The 20,168-nt window shown below is 42.4% G+C and carries 19 protein-coding genes; 10 read left to right on the top strand and 9 right to left on the bottom strand.

The window, feature by feature from the left end:
• Positions 1–141 precede the first annotated feature (141 nt).
• Genes OCU56_RS06390 through OCU56_RS06380 form a run of 3 tightly spaced genes read left to right on the top strand, consistent with a single transcriptional unit; the run spans position 142 to position 2,923 of the window.
• Complete coding sequence (locus OCU56_RS06390; protein ID WP_261874683.1) at positions 142–729, top strand: TRAP transporter small permease subunit; 588 nt, start codon at positions 142–144, stop codon at positions 727–729.
• Positions 726–2,033 (top strand): TRAP transporter large permease, encoded by a 1,308-nt coding sequence (locus OCU56_RS06385; protein ID WP_261874682.1) that lies wholly within the window; start codon positions 726–728, stop codon positions 2,031–2,033. Before OCU56_RS06390 ends, OCU56_RS06385 begins: the two co-directional genes overlap by 4 nt.
• An 11-nt stretch (positions 2,034–2,044) precedes the next feature.
• Positions 2,045–2,923 (top strand): dioxygenase family protein, encoded by an 879-nt coding sequence (locus tag OCU56_RS06380; protein ID WP_261874681.1) that lies wholly within the window; start codon positions 2,045–2,047, stop codon positions 2,921–2,923.
• Between the two features lie 72 nt (positions 2,924–2,995).
• On the opposite strand, the gene ttcA is transcribed toward OCU56_RS06380, so the two are convergent.
• From ttcA to OCU56_RS06365, 3 genes are all read right to left on the bottom strand, one after another.
• Positions 2,996–3,901: a tRNA 2-thiocytidine(32) synthetase TtcA gene (ttcA, locus tag OCU56_RS06375; RefSeq protein WP_261874680.1), complete on the bottom strand. Its 906-nt coding sequence runs from the start codon at positions 3,899–3,901 to the stop codon at positions 2,996–2,998.
• A gap of 221 nt (positions 3,902–4,122) precedes the next feature.
• A complete protein-coding gene (locus tag OCU56_RS06370; protein WP_261874679.1) occupies positions 4,123–4,773 on the bottom strand; it encodes a DUF2987 domain-containing protein in 651 nt (216 codons plus the stop codon).
• Positions 4,774–4,783: 10 nt separating this feature from the next.
• Complete coding sequence (locus OCU56_RS06365; RefSeq protein ID WP_261874678.1) at positions 4,784–5,635, bottom strand: DUF2189 domain-containing protein; 852 nt, start codon at positions 5,633–5,635, stop codon at positions 4,784–4,786.
• A gap of 352 nt (positions 5,636–5,987) precedes the next feature.
• Between OCU56_RS06365 and OCU56_RS06360 the strand changes: the two genes are divergently transcribed.
• Positions 5,988–6,953, top strand: a complete 966-nt coding sequence (locus OCU56_RS06360; protein WP_261874677.1) for an ABC transporter substrate-binding protein — start codon at positions 5,988–5,990, stop codon at positions 6,951–6,953.
• Between the two features lie 162 nt (positions 6,954–7,115).
• On the top strand, positions 7,116–7,565 hold the full coding sequence (locus OCU56_RS06355) for a hypothetical protein (RefSeq protein WP_261874676.1): 450 nt from the start codon (positions 7,116–7,118) through the stop codon (positions 7,563–7,565).
• 41 nt (positions 7,566–7,606) lie between these two features.
• On the opposite strand, the gene cobB is transcribed toward OCU56_RS06355, so the two are convergent.
• Positions 7,607–8,317, bottom strand: coding sequence for a Sir2 family NAD+-dependent deacetylase (gene cobB, locus OCU56_RS06350; protein ID WP_261874675.1), 711 nt, complete (start codon positions 8,315–8,317; stop codon positions 7,607–7,609).
• Between the two features lie 194 nt (positions 8,318–8,511).
• Between cobB and OCU56_RS06345 the strand changes: the two genes are divergently transcribed.
• The 3 genes from OCU56_RS06345 to OCU56_RS06335 are packed head-to-tail and all read left to right on the top strand — an operon-like array spanning position 8,512 to position 12,039.
• A complete protein-coding gene (locus tag OCU56_RS06345; protein ID WP_261874674.1) occupies positions 8,512–10,857 on the top strand; it encodes an ATP-binding protein in 2,346 nt (781 codons plus the stop codon).
• A gap of 1 nt (position 10,858) precedes the next feature.
• Positions 10,859–11,743 (top strand): mechanosensitive ion channel family protein, encoded by an 885-nt coding sequence (locus OCU56_RS06340; RefSeq protein ID WP_261874673.1) that lies wholly within the window; start codon positions 10,859–10,861, stop codon positions 11,741–11,743.
• A 35-nt stretch (positions 11,744–11,778) separates the two neighbouring features.
• Positions 11,779–12,039, top strand: coding sequence for a DUF2960 domain-containing protein (locus tag OCU56_RS06335; RefSeq protein WP_261874672.1), 261 nt, complete (start codon positions 11,779–11,781; stop codon positions 12,037–12,039).
• Between the two features lie 170 nt (positions 12,040–12,209).
• Here the strand turns inward: OCU56_RS06335 and OCU56_RS06330 are convergent, their stop codons facing one another.
• The 5 genes from OCU56_RS06330 to OCU56_RS06310 form a co-directional block, all read right to left on the bottom strand.
• Positions 12,210–12,593, bottom strand: a complete 384-nt coding sequence (locus OCU56_RS06330; RefSeq protein ID WP_261874671.1) for a MarR family transcriptional regulator — start codon at positions 12,591–12,593, stop codon at positions 12,210–12,212.
• 423 nt (positions 12,594–13,016) lie between these two features.
• Positions 13,017–13,925, bottom strand: coding sequence for an N-acetylglucosamine kinase (nagK, locus tag OCU56_RS06325; protein WP_261874670.1), 909 nt, complete (start codon positions 13,923–13,925; stop codon positions 13,017–13,019).
• Positions 13,926–14,055: 130 nt separating this feature from the next.
• Positions 14,056–14,379, bottom strand: a complete 324-nt coding sequence (locus OCU56_RS06320; RefSeq protein WP_261874669.1) for a hypothetical protein — start codon at positions 14,377–14,379, stop codon at positions 14,056–14,058.
• 119 nt (positions 14,380–14,498) lie between these two features.
• Complete coding sequence (locus OCU56_RS06315) at positions 14,499–17,903, bottom strand: EAL domain-containing protein (RefSeq protein WP_261874668.1); 3,405 nt, start codon at positions 17,901–17,903, stop codon at positions 14,499–14,501.
• A 128-nt stretch (positions 17,904–18,031) separates the two neighbouring features.
• Complete coding sequence (locus OCU56_RS06310) at positions 18,032–18,754, bottom strand: tRNA-uridine aminocarboxypropyltransferase (protein WP_261874667.1); 723 nt, start codon at positions 18,752–18,754, stop codon at positions 18,032–18,034.
• 78 nt (positions 18,755–18,832) lie between these two features.
• On the opposite strand from OCU56_RS06310, the gene OCU56_RS06305 reads away from it, so the two are divergent.
• Both OCU56_RS06305 and OCU56_RS06300 read left to right on the top strand, forming a co-directional pair.
• A complete protein-coding gene (locus OCU56_RS06305; RefSeq protein ID WP_261874666.1) occupies positions 18,833–19,618 on the top strand; it encodes a sterol desaturase family protein in 786 nt (261 codons plus the stop codon).
• A complete protein-coding gene (locus tag OCU56_RS06300; RefSeq protein ID WP_261874665.1) occupies positions 19,618–20,124 on the top strand; it encodes a C40 family peptidase in 507 nt (168 codons plus the stop codon). Before OCU56_RS06305 ends, OCU56_RS06300 begins: the two co-directional genes overlap by 1 nt.
• Positions 20,125–20,168 lie beyond the last annotated feature (44 nt).

Genomic DNA, 20,168 nt, shown 5'->3' with positions numbered 1-20,168 from the left:
AATTTTTCGATAAGTAGTTATCCTACAATCAAAAATGATAACCCAGTTATCGAGTATTTTAACCCGCTAGAATGAACAGTTATTTAGTACGACTGGTACAACCAAAGCAATCCGTCTACTTCGCTACTTGGAGCTTAGTTAATGTCTCACTTTTTTATCCGTCTGATCAGACCCATGGCTTGTGTCACTAATTGGGTTGCCGTTTTAGCTAATAGCATAGGGACCTTAGTCGTTCTCGCTTTGGTGCTTGTGGTGGATTATGACGTAATTGCAAGAGGGGTATTTAATCGCCCCTTTATGGGGGCGGTTGAAGTGGTGCAATTTTCTATGGTGTTAATCGTCTTTTTGCAACTGCCGGATGTGATGCGAGTGAATAGACTGACTCGCTCCGATGGCTTCCTACTCTATTTAGACAAACACCACCCTAAAGTGGCTGTCACTCTAAGAAAAGTCATTGATATTATCTCCGCCATATTAATGGCCTTAATTGCCTATGCCATTTGGCCTGAATTTCTTGAAATGCATGAAACACAAGACTACTTCGGCGTTCCTGGTGTCTTTACTGCCCCATGGTGGCCAATAAAGCTGATCATTTTACTCAGCTCGGTTTTGTGTGTGTCGGTACTGCTTTTTAAAGTGGTGTTAGGTCATGACTGGCACCTTTCGCACAAAATGGGGCCGTCCTCTAAGCCTCACTCATCAACCAACAAGTCCAGTGAGGAAACATGAGCCCCATAGAAATTGGATCCATCTCTGTTGTCGCGATTATTGTTTGTGTCTACATAGGTATCTATATCCCTGTTGCATTAAGTATGGTCTCCATCATTTCCATTTGGTTACTGCGTGATAACTTCGAGCTCTCCATTAACCTATTAAAAGTGGCCATTTCCGACAGTGTTATGGAATACACCTTTGCCACTGTGCCACTATTTACCTTTATGGGACTGGTGGTGGCCAAAGCCGGAATGGGCGCCGACATTTACCAAGTGATGAGCTCAGGGTTTAGAAACGTAAAAGGCGGCATAGGCATGGCCACCGTTGGGGCTAATGGGGTCTTTGCTGCTGTTACCGGCTCTTCCATCGCTTCGGCATCGGTGTTTTCTAAAGTCTCTGTGCCTCAAATGCTAAAGTACGGCTATAACCCAAGGTTTGCTGTTGGTGTAGTGGCTGGATCGTCCGTGTTAGGGATGATTATCCCTCCGTCAGCTATGTTAATTATCTACTCCTTTGTTGCCGAGCAATCGGTAGGTGATATGTTTTTAGCCGGTGTTGTCCCGGGGATCTTACTCACTTTTGCCTATATTGGTTCTATCTGGTTTATGGGACGCTTTGCCAGTGATTATGTCGGTGGCAGACCCGCCGACGAATATGAATGGATGCCATTTAAGCAAGTGTTTGACAAAACGGCCCCTTTACTGGGCTTAATCTTAATTGTGCTAGGGGGAATTTACAGCGGTTGGTTAACACCAGTAGAAGCCGGCGCTGCGGGTGCCGCGTGCGGTTTGCTCATTGCCTTTGCCCGCAAACGCATGACCCTCAAAATTTTCTGGGAAGCGTTAATTGAAACGGGCCACATCACCGCTTCAATCTTATTTTTAATTACCGCCGCCTCCATTTATAGCCGCATGTTGGGAATTGCAGGCTTACCTAACGAATTAGCGCAGATACTCGAACAAAACCAATTAGGGCTGGTGATCACTATGGTGATTTATGTCGCCCTAATGCTGTTTTTAGGTACCTTACTAGACACCGCATCCATCATTCTTATCGTTGTGCCGTTGTTTTTACCCTTAATCGAGCCTATGGGAATGAGTCTTGTATGGTTTGGCATTGTTACTGTGGTAGGTGCGGAAATCGGCTTATTGACCCCGCCACTGGGCATCAGTTGCTTTGTCATTAAGTCCAGTATTGATGACGACAGAATCGCACTTAAAGACGTGTTTATGGGCGCACTGCCCTTTGCTGGCGTGATGCTCATGGTACTGATTTTATTGATTTGCTATCCCTCTCTTAGCATCGGAATTTTGAACTAAAAGGATGTCATATGCGTAATGTTACAGCAGAAAATATTACTGAGACCTTCACCGGTTACTTTGGTGATGACACGGACCCGCGTGTTAAGCAGTTGATGAGCAGCCTTGCTCATCATCTACACAGTTTTGTCAAAGAGACCAAACTCACTCATGATGAATGGCAATATGCACTAAAGATGTTGCAATGGACCGGAGATATTACCACAGAGGAAAGAAATGAATTTGTGCTGCTTTCTGACGTTTTGGGTGTCTCTTCATTGGTCGATATGATCCATTCAACCCCCGAAGCCACCAGCTCCAGTGTGCTAGGTCCTTTTCACATTTCCAACGCACCACCTAGAGCTTTTGGCGCTGATTTCAAGGGCGACTTCAGCGGTGAAGTGGTGTTAGTTGAAGGTGTGGTTCGTGATACATCAGGCAACCCCATCCCATTGGCCAGTGTCGACATTTGGCAAACTGCGCCCAATGGCTTGTATTCATCCCAAGACGAACAACAAGATATTAATAGCTTTCATGGGGTATTTACTACTGACCAACAAGGTCGCTATGCATTTACAACAGTACGACCGGTTTGTTATACCGTTCCCAGTGATGGCCCAGTAGGCAAGTTGCTTAATGCCACAGGACGCCACCCTTGGAGACCTTCTCATTTACATTACATTGTCTCTGCAGAAGGTTTTCGCTCTCTAGTGACCGAAGTGTTCCCTGATGATGATCCTTACTTAGATCAAGATACGGTATTTGGGGTAAGAAACGATTTGGTCACCACTTATCAACCACAAGCGGCCGGAACCTTTCCTGAACAAGGGTTAGAGTTATCCGGTAAAGTGGATGGACCATTTAGTAAAATACAATTTGACCCTATCTTGATGGCTCAGCATCAAGGTTAGCTTCATCACCTAGGCACTACTTCTGGTCACTCACATTGATGTGATTGGTGCCTAGGTCAGTTATCGCTCTGTTTAAACGTGCGTTACGTCGATAAACAGTGACTCATCAATATTATCTGCAATGTTTGTTGAAGATACCGTCGCTTCATTAAATTGATACTCTTCTCTCTCGCCCTCTCTATCTAAAGGTAAGTGAACAAAGTCAAATATCTCTTTATCCGCCAGCTGACTTGGGCTAACGTTTTGTATGGATTTAAACACACGCTCAACTCGGCCTGGGGTCTTTTTATCCCATTCAATCAACATGGATTTAATGGATTTCCTTTCCAGCTTTTCTTGAGATCCACACAAGTTGCACGGAATAATCGGAAATTCCTTATGCTCAGCATAAGTGATGAGATCTTTTTCACGGCAATAGGTTAGCGGTCGGATCACCACATTACGTCCATCATCTGAGCGCAACTTTGGTGGCATGGCTTTTAAACGTGCGCCATGGAACATGTTTAAGAACAGGGTTTCTACTATGTCGTCCATATGATGCCCTAACGCGATTTTAGTGGCACCAATTTTTTCAGCAAAAGAATACAAAGTGCCACGACGCAAGCGTGAACACAAACCGCAAGTGGTTTTGCCTTCTGGGATTTTTTCTTTTACAACCGAATAGGTATCTTTATCGACGATATAATACGGTATCTGTAATGTTTGAAAGTACTCTGGCAATATATGCTCTGGAAAGCCTGGCTGTTTTTGATCTAAGTTAACGGCCACAACGTCAAACTTAATTGGCGCCGCTTTTTGTAATTGCAATAGGATATCCAGCATAGCAAAAGAATCTTTGCCGCCACTGATGCACGCCATGACCACATCACCGTCTTCGATCATGTTGTAATCAATAATGGCATTTCCTACATTTCTTCTTAGGCGTTTTTGAAGCTTATTCAGCTCAAGTATCTCTTTTCTTGTATCAGTTTGACTCATTGCTTGCTCACAGTACTTATCGTAACAACGTAATTTTAACTTAGCAGTTAGGGGCGAGGATTATACGGGCTTTTTGCGTTTGATTAAATATTTGTATGATAAGTTTACGGTTAAACGAGCTTTGCTTTGATGTAGAAGGGATAAATAAGTTTACCAACAAATAATAAGACAGAGTTTAGCGGTATAAACTCTGTCTATGGGGTGAATCACAAGCATTGTCTTTATTTTTGAATATAAGGCATCACGCGTTGTGTTGGCACATCTAATTGCGCGGTCACACCCTGAGATAAATCAGATAGCTTGAGCAACGCTTTACCTTGCTTATTGACAGAAATAAAACGTCCATCCGACAACGGAATGTGGCTAACTTGATTGCCTTTAAACTCCAAAGTCACGCCAATAACATCAGGGGCAAACCAACTGGAAAACATCCCACCTAATTGCCCTAACATAGTGGTCATTTGCTCAGTCACCTGCTCTATTTCGGCATAATCTACAGTACCCTGTAACGGGTTTTTCGTCAGTACAACCAATGAATAGTCACAACGGGCATCTTGTTGAGTGTGAACATACAGCAAAGGGTTAGCACTTCTTAAATTGCTATCTAATGGAATATTCACTTCACCGTTATCACTAATGGATAAGTTTTCAAAATGTTGTTCTTTTTCCATCCATGCTTTGTCAATAGCACAAGGTTGCTTTGTGGCAAAATTAGTAAAGAACAAGCCTACCTTAACATCACTATGCTCAGCGTCTAAGTTGTGCTTTAACGGTGGGTACAATTTACTGTAAGTAAAGCGATACTCTTGAGCATAAACAGAGCTACATAACCCCATCAGCAACAATGCGCTAGCCATCATGCCACGTCTCATATAAGCCATCCTATGCATCAAAGGTGTTAGAACCACCAGAGGTGGGCGGACGAGGATGCTCGGAGTCATCACGGTTTTGCTCATCACCGCTTGGTTCCTCATTAGAGGATGAAGGACCGCCTACCACCTGCAAGCGTACGCCAAACATGTTGCGATAAATGATCCCTTTAGCATGAAAGAAAAATGGAACCGCAATCACCAAGCCAATGCCATACATCATCATTCCTGCCACAAAGGCCAGCATAGTAACTAGATACACTATTGCGATAGAGAAAAGACGTTTGTTGACCGCACGCAGCGAAGTCCACAGCGCATTGATTGGGGTTAAGCGTTTCTCACACACTAGCAACAGCGCATTACTGAATGCTAAAGATAAGTAAATGGACAATAGCGGAAAAATCGCCCCCGCAAACGCTTGTGAGACCAAATTAAGCATAGTCACCAAAATAATAGGCACCATAAAAGGTAACCCTTTGGTAATTTGATTAGTTTGAGTGTTCAAGCCAGCAGCATGACACATTGCCATCAACGCCACACCAGCATAAATGGGCGCAGCAACCACTTCATAGCTAAAATTGGCCACAAATATCGACTGGAAAATGGCAGGGTCTAACTTATCTGGCTGTTGGAACATAGCTAAAATAGAAGTGATGTCACCCACTTGAAATTTTAACGCTAGCAAAAAAATGACCACTTGAATGGCAATTAATACAATCACAGCCGGAGAAAAAGAGAGAAAATGGCGTAAAGTCAGTTGCCACGCTTCACGAATGACACTGACAGGTTTCAGTTCAAAGTCACCAGTTAAGGCCTTTTCAATACTGCCACCTAAGTTAAAGTTTTTCTCTTTCGGGTTACTCATTGATTCTCTAGGTCCTTGCCTTTAATAGAAAATGATCTGGCGCAAGTATACCTGCAAAAGACCGTATTGGCATAGTCTAAACCCAGTGCTTAATATCACTAAAGAGAGTAGCCATTTGAAAATTGTGCTCTACACATGCAAACTTGTTGGATTTTCAAGCAACTCTTCTGGCTCTTTTCATTTAAGCGCCGCGTTTAAGTGCAATCCATTGCACCTCTGGTATACTTTTACGCTTCGGTATTTTAGATAACTCTAACATTAGACGAATATGCGCCCATTTTTTAGTTTCATGCAGCTCGGTTTCATTGTCTTCATTACATTTTGCTCTGTAAGTGTGATAGCAAAACATCCCGTGCCCAGCGCCACAAAGCCTGTGCAAAACCTCAGTATTTATTTACCGAGCAATACGATCTCCGATGCCGTGTTACAGCAATTTACCCAACAAACAGGCGTTGTCGTCACAACGCATACCTACCCAATGAGTGCCCTGACCAATGAGGGCTTTACTCAGCCTAAAGATGTGGATATAGCGTTACTTCCCTACAGTCAATACCCGGATACCTCAGCCTTAAATGACCATTTCAAACCTATAGACACGACCAAATTGCCCAACATTGAACGCATTAACCCTGTGCTAGACACTGCTGAGTTACGCCCATATATCAACAACTCAGTGCCTTTACTTATCCAAGGGATAGGTATCGCCACTAACTCCAAAATGCTCTCCCCATCCTTATTTTCTCACTGGTCTGATCTACATGATGAACAATGGACCGGGCAACTGCTGATTATGGATGATGCTCAAACTCTGGTGAGCATCGCATTAATTGAACTGGGCTACCCTGTAAACAATGCCAACTCACAACAATTGCAGAAAGCAAAGCAGTGGTTACTCGATAAAAAGACCAATGTCGCTTTCTTTTCCAAGTCACAACCGGAAACGCACTTTTTATCAGGACAAGTGGTCGTCGGTACCTTAAGTAATGATAGGGTTTATCGGGGAAATTTAGAAAATGCGGACATCACTTTAGTGTGGCCAATGGAAGGCGCAGTACTTGATCTGTTTGCCTTATCTATCATGCAGCACAGTCATTCTCAGCAAGCGGCATTACAACTCATTAATTACTTACTCAGTGCGCCAATTCAAACAAGCTTAGCATTAACCACCGGACTGACACCTTCCACGGTCGGCCAGAGCACACAAAGCCCCTTTCTACAGCGATTACCCAGTGAAGTGATTGCTGGTGGCCATTTTAAGTTAAACTCACCCGCCACTCGCCTTAAACAGCAACGCATCCTCGATGAGATACAACAATAGTTGTTAATAAGTGCGCAGTAGATCCAAGTAAAAATATGTCTTTATTTTGAACCAAACCTTTATGATCCACTGTGTTTATGATGCACAATAAGTGTGTCTATGAGGTCAGAAGGATGCTCTAGTCATATAATGCCCATGAAACCATTAAAGATTAAATCAAATATGCAATTTTCAGAGAGATATAAATTTTCAGATTGGCCCAATAATACTATCCCTAAAGTCGCCGCTGGCATTTACGCCATATGGAATGGAGATGAGCTGTTTTATTGTGGTATGTCTGGCAGAGAAATAGAGAAAAATCTACACAAAAAAAAATACGGTCTCATTACTCGCCTCCATAGCCATGCTACAGGGAGATTAAGTGGCGACCTATTTTGTGTGTACGTTGCTAATAGACTGGTTATCCCATCGCTTAAAACAACGGATTTTCCGCTGTTTGCTAATGGCGAACTGAAGCTCGACTCATTAACTAAGTCATACATACATGATCACTTAGAGTATCAGTATGTTTTGGTTAATAGCAGCTCAGAAGCGTTTGCGGTAGAAATTAAAGGTCGAAATGGAGAGCTATTTGGTCAAAAGCCAAGGCTTAATCCAATTATTGCCAAGTAATACAAAAGATTAAAGAGTAGCCCTTAACGCTTTAATCGCTATCAAGCCAGTAATTCATCGACCAATTTAGGCACTTCAATGCTGGCTGGTCCATAGCGTTTTTCCGCAAACTCACTCTGCACGGCGCTAGGTTGTAAATTAATCTCTATGGTATGTGCCCCATGCAATCGAGCATCATGCACAAAGCCTGCTGCGGGATAAACGACACCTGATGTGCCTATGGAAATAAACAAATCCGCTTGTTCAATGGCCGAATAGATTTTATCCATTTGCAGTGGCATTTCCCCAAACCAAACAATGTGTGGACGTAAGGGCTGTGGCATTTGGCAACAATGGCACAATTCCCCCACCTGTAAGTCCGTCAACTGTTCAATCACTTGGCCGGATTCACTGCATCTCGATTTAAGCAACTCACCATGCATGTGCACAATATTGTGACTGCCTCCGCGCTCATGCAGATTATCTATGTTTTGTGTCACTACCGTCACGCTCCCCGCAAGTTCCGCCTCTAAGCGAGCCAAGGCAATATGCGCGGCATTGGGCCGAATGGACTCTGACTGCAGGTTTTGTCGGCGTTGATTGTAGAACGTCTGTACTAAGGCAGGATCTTTAGCAAATCCCTCAGGAGTGGCCACATCTTCAATACGATGATTTTCCCACAAACCATCTTGTGCACGAAACGTTTGGATACCGGATTCTGCGGAAATACCCGCGCCTGTTAATATGACTATGTTGTTATATGAAAATGTCATCAAGATGCCTACTGCAATTGCTAAAGAATTGTTAATAGAGATTAGCACCCATACACCGGACAAATAAAGAGATATAGCTCACATCTCTAATTTAAATATATTGCATCTAATTCAATGTTTTTCATCAAAAAAATTTCGTTTAACGGCGCGTCTGCACTAAACTTTGCAAGGAATCAAACCAACAAGTGAGCATCATGAGAGCTAAACTCTTTTTCCTTCCCCTTCTATTGGCGCTATTTTCTTTCAGCGCCTATGCCAATTGGGAATATAAACTGTCTGATGAACCTCAAATAGACGAGGTTGCTATCAAAATCGCTACCGAGATTAATACGCTTCCCGAAGCGTTATTTATGGATCGTAGCGACAAAGAAAAAGTCAATCAACTGCTTCAAGCTGTCATCAATGAGCAGCGTCAACACGCCGATCAGTTTGCCAAAGAAATAGACAGTTATCGCCATGACAGCAGTGATGATAACTGGAACAGCGCTGAGCGCAGTTGGTTAACCTTGAGAAGTTTGGGTAAAAGCAAAGAAGATCTCATTAAACTCGCCAGTCGTTCTACCAGTGAATTGGTGACAGGGTTTGGTCCATCTGGCGTGATTCAGTTTCAACAAGAGTGGTATATTACCCGCCTCAATGGCGAATTCTTAGTTCACTTACAGATCCGCAGCTTTAAATCCTTAATCAAAGACATCTTTATTTCCCCCGTGCCTCTTATATGGGCAGTATGTAAGGTGTTATTTATCTATTTAGCGCTCACTTGGTGGCTAGCCAATAGCAAACGCTTTATTGAGGGATTCAAAAAAGCCCAACTGGAGAGCAACACTCGACCGCCATTATGGATTCGCCTCATTTGGTACATCAGCCGGGCCAATAGAGCCATAGCCGTTTTAATTGCGATAACGCTCTCACTGCAAGTGCTCTCTTCCATTCCAAGTCTTAGCCAACTTATTGTATTGGAAATATTTACATGGTGGATTCTCGGTGGCTCTATTGCCATTAGCTTTATTTTAGAGTTTGCCTATCGTAACAGTCGAGCGTCGGGCAAAGAGATCATTGCACTGCGTTTATCCACCATTCGTTGGTATGTGTGGAGCTTTATTTTTGTTGGCGTGATCTTACAAATTTCACAGCGCATGGTGGGTAAAGGCACCATTTATTATTGGATTTCTAGTGTGGTGTTCTTCTGGTTTGTGTTGATCACCTTAAAGATATTGCGCAAATGGCGTCCTTTGGTGTTTCGTCGTATCGCCTCAATCCCAGACAAACCACTGTGGGTAACTTGGGCTGAGAAAAACCAACACACCTTTATATTTAATATCTTAGCGACCGTGTTAGGCATTGTATGGATAATTACCGCCACCATTCAGTCCATCATAGTGAATAAATTATCCCAATATACTTTCTTCAGTCAGGGGCTGGCTTATCTATTTAAAATCGAAGTGGCAAAACAAAATGAGAACGAATTATTGTCGCAAAATTTTGTGAGAGTCAAAGGGGATCAAGCCTTTAAGTACATCACGCCAGGTCATGAAGATAGTACCTTAATCAACTATGCCAATAATGAGTTTAAGCAGATATCACGCTACGTTTTAACCAACAGCCCAGCGGTGTGTGTTATATCGGGTGAGCGCGGTATTGGGACCACTACCTTTTTAAAACAGTTACTGTTTAAAGTAAAAAATGCCACGCCTATCTACTTGAACTGCCCTTATGCCGGTTACCCTGAGTTAATTGAAGAGTTTGCCCAGCAGTTAGGCTTGGAGCGTCACGCTGGGGAAATTCAGATCCTCAATTTACTAAGAAAAAGTAATGTGAACTACCTCATTGCGCTTGATAACGGACAGCGCCTAGTAAAACCTATGGTCGGCGGGTTAAGTGGTCTATTAAAATTCACCAACCTTTTGCGCCGCTCTAAAAAGAATCACCGAGCGGTATTGGCCATAGAAAAATCCAGCTGGCGCTTTGTAGATAGAGCTCGTGGCGAACGTTTACTGTTTGATTGGGTCTCATTTTTACCAAACTGGAACGAATCTCAAGTGGCGCAATTGTTAGAGTCTCGCATTAACCAAAGCCCTGAATATCACGTCTCTTTTGAAGGCTTAGTGGTTCCCAAACAATGGGATCACGACGCCATTAGTGAAGAAGACCGCGCTAAAAACGGTTTCTATCGCATCCTGTGGCACTATGCTGATGGTAATCCAACGGTGGCATTGCGTTTCTTCCGCTTGTCGTTACGTCGTAACAAAGAGGATGACAGTGTGGTGGTGCGTCTGTTTAGAGCGCCTGAGTCAGAAGAGTTAGAGAAAATGCCCAAACCTATGTTAGCCGTACTGCGCTCTATCGTGCAATTAGAAGTGGCAAGCCAAGAAGCCCTTTCAGAATGTACCCAACTCAGCCATGCCGAAGTATTGGGCACCCTGCGCTACTTCCAAAGTCGTGGTTACATCGACTGGAATGAAGATAAAGCAAAAATCTCTGATCACTGGTATCGACACGTGACCAATGTACTTCACCGTCAGCACCTACTGGTAAAATAATATGCTAAGAATTTTATTACTTGTTTCAACCCTGTGCTTTAGTAGTTTCTCTTTTGCTATTGAGGAAGTGCCAGATGTGGCCGCTATTCAAGACTTTGCCAGCCTTGTTCGCTGGGGGGGCGTGCTGTTCTCCTTGCTGATCATCGCCTGTACATGGCTGTTGCTGCGCTTTATTGACTCCATTGTAGCCAGCGTCAGTACTCAGTTTGTGCAGTACCGAATGATCCTGCAAAAAGCACAATCCTTTTTGCAATTCTTCATCTACATTACCTCCGGTATTGTGGTGTTTATGATCAGCTTTCGTATCAATGACCATATCCTAGCACTTATTGGCGGTACACTGGCGGTATCTGTGGGTTTCGCATTAAAAGATTTGGCGGCATCCTTTATTGCCGGCCTTACGGTCATGATTGACCGGCCGTTTCAGGTTGGTGACCGCGTCACGTTTGAAGGCAACTACGGGGATATCATCACTATCGGTTTACGCTCAGTGCGCATGCGCACCTTAAACGATGACATTATTACTATCCCTAATAACAAATTTTTGAATGAGGTGACCGTCAGTGGCAACTATGGGGCACTGGATATGCAAGTGGTGATCCCCTTCTTTGTGGGCATGGATCAAGACATTGATTTAGCGCGTAACTTAATTCAAGAAGCGGCCTCTTCTAGCCGTTACATTCACCTGCCAAAACCTGTGGTGGTTTTGGTAAAACAAACCATTACAGACAACTATCTTGCGATACAATTAACCTGTAAAGCCTATGTTGTAGACACAGGATATGAGAAACTGTTTGAAACAGACATTACCCTGCGAGTGATGAAAGAATTTAAAAAGAATGGCATCACACCACCACGCATAGCGGTCAATACACAAATGATTTAATTCTTGCGACAGCAAGGACACACACAGAGAATATAATGGCTAGAACAATACTATACGTATACAAAACTGAACAAAAAGAACTGCTGTTTTCCTATCAGCAATACCGCACCATTCATGAAGCAGTGGCGGACGCAGAAGGGTTAGACATTAAAGAGTTTTTGAAAATGGAACAACAAATTGAGGCGGTTTCGGACACTAAAGCCGCTCGTGACTATCGAGATAATTATTTCAAAAAGCTCGGTTTTGGTAAGATCACTTTAAAAGCCAAAGAAAATAGACCCATTGGCAAAAAGTAGTCTCTAAAACGTAGCAAAAGGGCCTTTAGGTCCTTTTTTATTGCCTAAACACGACCCACTGTATAAATAAACAGTAGCGGCAAGTTTATCATCCTTTACCAACAATAATGCCCCGCTGAACGGGGCATTATTTGATTTAGCACTTCGTATAATTAGGCTATGACTGCCTATTAAACAGGCTTATAGATCACTTTGTTTCCTGAAAGCTGCTCTTTTTGCACAAGCGACTCAGTAAGTAATTTCTTAAGAGCCCCCGTTGCCCATGAAGCGGCTTTGGATTCATCTTGACCTGCGGCAAGACCGATGCTTTTAGAGTTAATGCCTTCAACATTAGCTAAAACAATATCAAGTACCTGTTGTTGCTTAGGTGTCAATGCAACGGTTGAAACTGTGGCTTCAGCTGCCTTCTCTACTTTCACTTCAACAGCCGCAGCCGCAACTACTTGCGTCTCTTTTGCTTGAGTTGACTCTTGACTAGATAAAGTATTGCTCACGTTTACTTTGCTACGCTTTTGCAATTTCATCTGCACTTTACGTTTATGTGCAAGTCTCATTTAATGATTCCCCTGTTCACTGCGTCTTAGCAGGCATGAAAATTTGAAGCGTGATTTATAGCAAAATACACTAACAATTTGTATGTTTTTACCGATATTAAGCCCAATATTACATCCAGGTCACAAATAAACGCCTCAAACCAACAAATTAGCCAATAAAAATTAACTCACTTATAAGTAAAACCATTTTCGTCTCCCTTATTCATTTACTTTGTTTAAATGCAACAAGGTTAATAAAGTAAATGAGCGTATTTTCCTGTGAATTTTCACCAAGAATCCAAGAAAGATAACTCAATAAATTTAAGGCGATGGATTGAAATAATGAGCGCAGGTAAACAAGAAGTGAAATGATGGTACTTGCAAAGTTAGGTATTAATAAAAAAAGAGTGGCACACCATGTGCCACTGATTCCTATTAAACGGATTAAGCGAGATTAAGAAAGGCCGCACCACGTACGCCTCCAGAGTCACCGTGTTTCGCTTTTATGATTTTCGGACACTGCGCAACGGGCAGTAAGTACTTTGGAATACGTTTGGGCATTTCTTCATAAATCAAAGCAAAGTTGGATAAGCCTCCGCCCAACGCCACTACATGTGGATCGTAGGCCGTGAAAAGATTGGCTAAACAAATGGCAAGTAGCTCCATAAAGCGCTCCACATGTTGGGTGGCTTTCTCTTCACCCTCATAGAAAGCGGCAATGATATCCTGAGCCTTCTTCGTTTCATTAAAGTAATGGGCATAGATAAGCTCAAATCCACGACCGGATAAGTAACTATCCAAACAGCCTTTTTTGCCACAGCCGCAATCTAATAACGGCGCGTTCTCGCCCAAATGAAACCAAGCATCAATCGGTAAACGCGTATGCCCTACTTCACCTGCAACATGATTTCGCCCCGAAAACACCTTGCCTTCATGTATGATTCCACCACCAAATCCGGTGCCTAAAATCAGCCCCATGACCGATGTTTCATCTTTAAGATCGTCATCCCACGCTTCTGAAAGAGCAAAACAGTTGGCATCGTTTTCAATTTTAACACTGCGGCCAATACGAGCTTCCAGATCCGCACGTAAGGGTTTGCCCTTAGCTGCAGGAACATTCACCGTTAAAATGGTATTATCTGTGGCGTTTTCCATGCCAGGTAACCCAAAGCCTATTTGGCCTTGCTCTGCAAACTGCGCATCGTATTTGTCCACTAAGCCGGCCAATGTCTCCACCAGCTTTGCGTAATCATGAGTGGGGGTAGCAACTCGCTCGGAAGCAACGCGCTGCAAATTGTGATTGAAAGCCGCAAATTCTATCTTAGTACCACCGACATCAAAGCCATAAAACATTGTGCATCTCCCCTGCGCAATTTGTGCGAATAAATATGAATAACTGAATATTATCTAATAATAGAGTTCACGCATACCGTGACCACTTTCATACAATATCATATGCACCATCGGCATTTACTTGTTCTGCTCACATTGCTGGCAGTGTGCTAGCAACCTCTTCATTATTTGATGCATTCTGTGCAACCCACTTAGCCAATTTAGAAAGATATAACGCATTGGCTTGTTCATAGCACCAAGACTTTGATAATCCCCGACGATTAAACTCACTGCCAATGGCAGCTAAAGTCTGATTGCTCGGACGGGCAAAGTACAAGGTATCGCACAATTGCATATTTGACATGTATTGCGGGTAGATATTCACCGCGGAAGTGTTTACGTTCAATGTTTTCGATTGATTGTGTGTACAGCCTATTAGGCTTAATAAGCACAGCAAGAACACCTTTTTTTGCATAGTTGACTACTTTATTTATCGTGAGCTATCCGCCACGTTAATCACTATGGCAGTCGAACGCTCTACTACAGTGACTGACGCTATTTTTTTGTACCCTTGATATTACGTTATCCGTTTTTTTATGCCTCTACGCACTCATGATTTGCAACACTTATTAACCGAGTGTCTGCATTTTGCTGGGTTAATAACTCCATAGCAACGAGTGAAGTCACAGGTTTATAAAAGTAGTACCCTTGAATTTCATGACAGCCTAATTGAGAGATCGTGTTAAATTGAGATTGCGTTTCCACACCTTCAGCAACAATATTCAAGTTAAGTTGATCAGCAATCATCTTCGTGCCCTTAATAATCGCTTGATTCTTTTTGTTGTTAATAGCACCGGAAATGAAAGCGCGATCAATTTTTACCGTATCAATAGGATATGTGTTAATACAGCTCAAAGACGAATACCCAGAGCCAAAATCACCAAGAGCAATGCTAACCCCATACTCTTTAAACCCTTGCAAAATCTCTAAAGCTACATCTTCATATTCAATCAGTGCATTCTCGGTAATTTCAAATTGAATGTAACTAGGATTAATATTATGGGATTCCATTATCTCAATGTATTTAGATAAAACTTGTTTGTTTCTTAATTGCATTGACGATAAATTGATAGACAATCGCACATCTTGTAACCCTTTCTCCTGCCAACTGTGGTACTGAGCACACGCATTTTCAAACACCCACTCATCAATCTGATTGACAAGCCCTAGCTCTTCAGCCAGTGGAATAAAGTTATTCGGTGCTATAATGCCAAACTCGTCGTTTTTAATACGCACCAAGACTTCAAAGCCAATAATATTTCCTGTGTCAACGGATACTTGTGGTTGGTAATGGAGAATAAAACTGTGTGTAGTAATTGCTTCACGTAAAATGACTTCATGAGTATTACGTAATTTATTTTTTTTCTCTAACAACTTATTGTAAAAAGCGTAACCATTTCTTCCTTGTGACTTAGCTTGATACATGGCACTGTCACCATGCATCAACAAGGTTTCGGCATTATCACCATCAATGGGAAACATGCTAATACCAAGGCTTAAAGTAGCAAAAATAGACTTAGAATTAATGATAAACTCATCTTTTAAGCTATCAAAAATACGTTGTGTAACATCAATGACATCCTGCTCGTTGTGAATGTCGGGAAGGATAATAACGAATTCATCGCCTCCTAACCGAGCCAAAATATCACGAGCACGTAAACAACGTTTCAGGCGCTTAGACAGTTTGATTAATAGTTGGTCGCCGGCCGCATGCCCCATAGAATCATTAATGTATTTGAAGTGATCTAAGTCGATAAACATCACGGCAAAACTTTTGTTATCTTGGGTGGAAAAGCGTATCGCTTCATCCAGTTTATCTTGGAACAAAGTGCGATTAGGTAAGCCCGTTAATACATCAGAATAGGCAAGGTGCTTTATCTTATCCTCTTGCAATCGCTGTTCGGTAATATCTTCAAATACACCACGATAACCACTAAACATGCCGTTTTTCCGAATAGGTTTTGCCGACACCAGCAGACACATAATGCGCCCATCTTGATGCTGAAACCAACATTCATAATCCACCAAATCCTGATGCCTTTGCATCGCTTTTTGATAGCTGTCCCCATCGTTAATGTTCAGCTCATTAATTGGCCTACCTAACAAATAATCAGGTTCATAACCAATAATGTCCGATGAAGAGCTCGAGCTATAGGTAAAGCAATGCTCTGTATCGGTTTCCCACAACCAGTTAGAGGTGCTATGCGCAATATCACTAAAACGCTCTTCAGCCTTTTTTAAGTCCTGAATCAACATTTCGTTTTTCAATGCAGAGCTGATAATGGCTCTTAAGTTCTCAAATGCTGTGCCTTTGCGTTTACTTAAATCGGTCACCATAAAGCCGATGGGTTTATTAGCAAACGATAACGGAAACACCATCAATGAATAACGTTGCTGATGAGGCGCGACATTATTTGGGATCAGTTTATTGGCAACAAAGGCATGCTTATCGGTGGGAGTAAATTTTTTATCACGCACCGAGACAATATTTGTCGCTGTGAGCCTATCTGCATTAACATCATGAAAAATAGAAATATAAAGCTCTGAGAGTTTTAAAATATCTACCGCATATTTTTTTATGGTAGAGAGATCAAATGACGCATTCAGGTTATTGACGATGACACGAAAGTAGTTCAAATAGTATTCAGTTTCATACCCTTGAAACTTAATCGCTGTTAATTCCATTTTATTTTTTAATAGAGTCAATTCAGCAATGAAGGTAGTTAATTTTTTAGGTTGTGAAGAGACATTTAAATACTGCAAGGCACTAATTTGAAATTGAGAGACCACGTCTAACCAAATAAGAATCTCTTCCGATTCTAGTGCATCTTCTAGACACCGCTGTACCATGATAAGCAATTGAGCGTAGTCATTATGCTCAAGAGCATATTGGTATTGTTCTATGACCATTTGCACTTTGCTTTTATTAACGATGCCGCGATGCTGTTCAATGGTTTTAGTCACATGAGCTTTGATTTCATCAAACAGGGGTTCATAACTTTGACTAAGAAACCTTTCATCTGAATCTTGCTCAATAATTCGACAGCCGCAAGACTCTCTAACAATTAACGATGTTGGGATCTTAACTTTGCTGCGTGGTGTTTCACCTTTGATCTGTGCCAACAACTCTATGGCTGCGGCATGACCTAACTCAAACAAAGGCTCACGGATACTGGTTAAAGACGGTTGTAAAAATGCCCCTTCAAGGGTATCCAAAGAACCCACCACTGCAATATCTTCAGGCACCCGAATGCCAGCCTCTTGACAGGCTTCAATAACACCAAAGGCTTGGTTGTCACTGATGGTAATAATGGCATCCACAGAATGTGTATTCTCTGCGAAAAACGCTTGTATCGCTTTCTTGGCATAACTCTTTTTTAGATCGCTATAAATAACTAATTTTTCGTCAAAAGGTAGCTGATATTTCTCGAGCAGTTTCTTATATATATGCATTCTTTGCTCGGAGGAAGCATGATGCTCAGGCCCTCTTAATAACAGTATTTTTCTATAACCATGTTTTTGATAAAAATGCTCAAACAGTTGCGTAAATCCCGTCTCATAATCAGCGGTAATATTGGTATGAGAGTCAATATGACTGCCTATATTCACCACTGGCACAGAATTAAACTGCTCAATAAATTGGCCGCGTTGGTCCTTGGTAAGAAAGCGCATATGTGAACTGAACGGGCTAATAACACCAGAAATAAGATCTTTATCTATAAGATCAAATACCTTATCTCGAGCTAAAGCCGTTCCACTAGAAGAATTAATCACCCCGCCACAAAAACCAATTACGTTACAATTATTTTGTTCTGCAACGTAAGCCACCCCTCTCATAATACCTTCTTGATAATGAGAAGCCATCGAGCCCACTAATACCGCAATGGTTGGGCGGCCATTATGTAACCCTAACTCAGGACCATCGTTTCCGTTACTCATAGCACCTACAACCTATACAACTGATTTCATTGGTTCTTTGTCGCGTATTGTAACGGTAAAGCTATACAGTAGACAGGTGCTCTACTATTCATTTAATTAAAACTATGAACAAAATCACATGCTTATCTTTAATTATTAGACAAGTATTGCGTTAATACCGGTCGAGTAAAGTCCCGTTTTTCTCGGGTTTTGCTCAACATGTAACTCTCTTTGAACACCGCAAACCAAGATTGGAGTTGCTCACTGGCCTGATTAAGGTGAAATTCATCTAACACCAATGACGCCACTTCACAGGTCGCCAAATGTTGTTCTTGATCGGATTTTCGCATCACATATTCCGATATTTTATTCGGTTGGATAGACACTACAGGTAAATGGTGTAAATATTCTGATTTTCTGTATATCCTACGCGCTTCGCGCCAACTGGCGTCGAGAAAAATAAACAGTGGTATTTTATTTTGCACTTGCTGCTGCTTATCACGTTCTAAAAGGTGATTGGTCTCAAACAAGTAATTTTCAGGAAAAATCAGGATCGGTTGATACTTAGCGTCAGATAATAGCGCCAACATGTTGGCCTCAGGCTCCGTGCGACTCCACTGATAAGCGTGAACATCAGCGCACACATCGGCAATCAATCGCCCGGTGTTGCTCGGTTTTAGCACTTCGTTTTCTGAATAGATCAACAAAGTGGCAAACCCTGTGAATGGCTTGGGTTGATGAAGACAAATGCAATACTTACTGGCGATACGGCAATATGAACAACGCTCTACTTTTGAGCCTCTTGCGCTAAACGGTTTAGTGGATTGTTGTAATCGATTTGCCACTAATTGATGAACTGCATGAACACGCATTACTCGCCCTTGTGCGTAAAAGAGACTAAGAATAATCAAGGGGGGCAACCTTGTCACCCTATAGAGGAAAATATATTCATGGACGCGTCCACCATCAGATTCACTGTCTTTATCTCAGTGTTGCTCATTTGTGCCATTACTGAACATTATCGACCGCAGCGCCCTTTAAGCCAGCCAAAAGCGTTTCGTTGGCTAAATAACTTAGGTCTTACTAGCGTCAATGCACTTGTTCTCTATTGCACCATGCCACTGTTGGCAATTGAAGCAGCATTATGGGTACAACAGCATCAGTTTGGACTCACCTATTGGCTCGGTTTGCCTATGCCTGTTTCTCTGGTGCTCACCGTTATCGCCTTAGACTGCGCTATCTATTGGCAGCATCGCCTATTTCATTCATGGTCAATACTGTGGCATTTGCACAAGGTCCATCACGCAGATCAAGATCTTGATGTTACCTCTGGAGCCCGTTTTCATCCCATTGAAATTTGGTTATCTATGTGGATTAAAATCACCTTAGTGATCGCCCTTGGCATTTCACCGTTAGCTGTTATTATTTTTGAGGTGCTGCTAAACGCAACGGCCATGTTTAACCATAGTAATATAAACTTGCCCGCTTACATCGATAAGCCTTTAAGAAAACTGCTGGTGACTCCTGATATGCACCGCGTGCATCACTCTACACAACGCAGTGAAACGGATTCTAATTTTGGTTTCTGCTTATCCATTTGGGATCGCATATTTAACAGTTACATCAGCCAACCGGCACTGGGCCATCAAAAAATGCACATCGGCATATCTCGCTTCCGTGATCCACAAGAGCAAAGATTAGACAAAATGCTCACTCAACCTTTTAGGAATAAATAATGACCTTTGCCCACTCAATAGTGCTCAACATCGTCCTTGTCATTGTGCTCAGTGGTTGTGCATCAGGACCTGAGACCAACCCAAGAGCTAAGGTCAACACGCAACATATTGATCAGCAAATTGACCATAAGTTTTCAGCACAAGAGAGCCAGGCGTTATTTCGCTTTTATGAAATATGGCATCAAACCCCTTATCAATTTGGCGGTTCTTCTAAACGGGGGGTGGATTGCTCTGCTTTTACTCAAATAGCCTTTGCTCAACTGTTTGGCTATTCATTGCCACGCACCACAGAGCAACAAAGTGAGCGCGGCGTAGAAATAGACTATGAAGAGCGCCGCTTTGGGGATTTGGTGTTCTTTAAAACCGGTTTCATGACTCAACATGTAGGTATTTATATTGAAGACAATAGCTTTATGCACGCCTCATCCTCCCGCGGAGTCATTATTTCACGGCTCGACTCCCCCTACTGGGCCGATGCTTTCTGGCAAATCCGTCGCGTGCGCTAACTAAAGGCGTATCACTCAATACCCTCTGATGGTTTGCTGACAGC

Source organism: Vibrio rarus (genome assembly GCF_024347075.1).
GTDB lineage: Bacteria > Pseudomonadota > Gammaproteobacteria > Enterobacterales > Vibrionaceae > Vibrio > Vibrio rarus.
The sequence above is the reverse complement of the archived record's forward strand: the minus strand, read 5'-3'. Positions and strand labels throughout refer to the sequence as shown.

Bases quoted from the DNA above. Each gene is read 5' to 3' on its own strand.
- OCU56_RS06390 (WP_261874683.1), top strand. From the start codon at position 142: ATGTCTCACTTTTTTATCCGTCTGATCAGACCCATGGCTTGTGTCACT.
- OCU56_RS06385 (WP_261874682.1), top strand. From the start codon at position 726: ATGAGCCCCATAGAAATTGGATCCATCTCTGTTGTCGCGATTATTGTT.
- OCU56_RS06380 (WP_261874681.1), top strand. From the start codon at position 2,045: ATGCGTAATGTTACAGCAGAAAATATTACTGAGACCTTCACCGGTTAC.
- ttcA (WP_261874680.1), bottom strand. From the start codon at position 3,901: ATGAGTCAAACTGATACAAGAAAAGAGATACTTGAGCTGAATAAGCTT.
- OCU56_RS06370 (WP_261874679.1), bottom strand. From the start codon at position 4,773: ATGAGACGTGGCATGATGGCTAGCGCATTGTTGCTGATGGGGTTATGT.
- OCU56_RS06365 (WP_261874678.1), bottom strand. From the start codon at position 5,635: ATGAGTAACCCGAAAGAGAAAAACTTTAACTTAGGTGGCAGTATTGAA.
- OCU56_RS06355 (WP_261874676.1), top strand. From the start codon at position 7,116: ATGCAATTTTCAGAGAGATATAAATTTTCAGATTGGCCCAATAATACT.
- cobB (WP_261874675.1), bottom strand. From the start codon at position 8,317: ATGACATTTTCATATAACAACATAGTCATATTAACAGGCGCGGGTATT.
- OCU56_RS06345 (WP_261874674.1), top strand. From the start codon at position 8,512: ATGAGAGCTAAACTCTTTTTCCTTCCCCTTCTATTGGCGCTATTTTCT.
- OCU56_RS06340 (WP_261874673.1), top strand. From the start codon at position 10,859: ATGCTAAGAATTTTATTACTTGTTTCAACCCTGTGCTTTAGTAGTTTC.
- OCU56_RS06335 (WP_261874672.1), top strand. From the start codon at position 11,779: ATGGCTAGAACAATACTATACGTATACAAAACTGAACAAAAAGAACTG.
- OCU56_RS06330 (WP_261874671.1), bottom strand. From the start codon at position 12,593: ATGAGACTTGCACATAAACGTAAAGTGCAGATGAAATTGCAAAAGCGT.
- nagK (WP_261874670.1), bottom strand. From the start codon at position 13,925: ATGTTTTATGGCTTTGATGTCGGTGGTACTAAGATAGAATTTGCGGCT.
- OCU56_RS06320 (WP_261874669.1), bottom strand. From the start codon at position 14,379: ATGCAAAAAAAGGTGTTCTTGCTGTGCTTATTAAGCCTAATAGGCTGT.
- OCU56_RS06315 (WP_261874668.1), bottom strand. From the start codon at position 17,903: ATGAGTAACGGAAACGATGGTCCTGAGTTAGGGTTACATAATGGCCGC.
- OCU56_RS06310 (WP_261874667.1), bottom strand. From the start codon at position 18,754: ATGCGTGTTCATGCAGTTCATCAATTAGTGGCAAATCGATTACAACAA.
- OCU56_RS06305 (WP_261874666.1), top strand. From the start codon at position 18,833: ATGGACGCGTCCACCATCAGATTCACTGTCTTTATCTCAGTGTTGCTC.
- OCU56_RS06300 (WP_261874665.1), top strand. From the start codon at position 19,618: ATGACCTTTGCCCACTCAATAGTGCTCAACATCGTCCTTGTCATTGTG.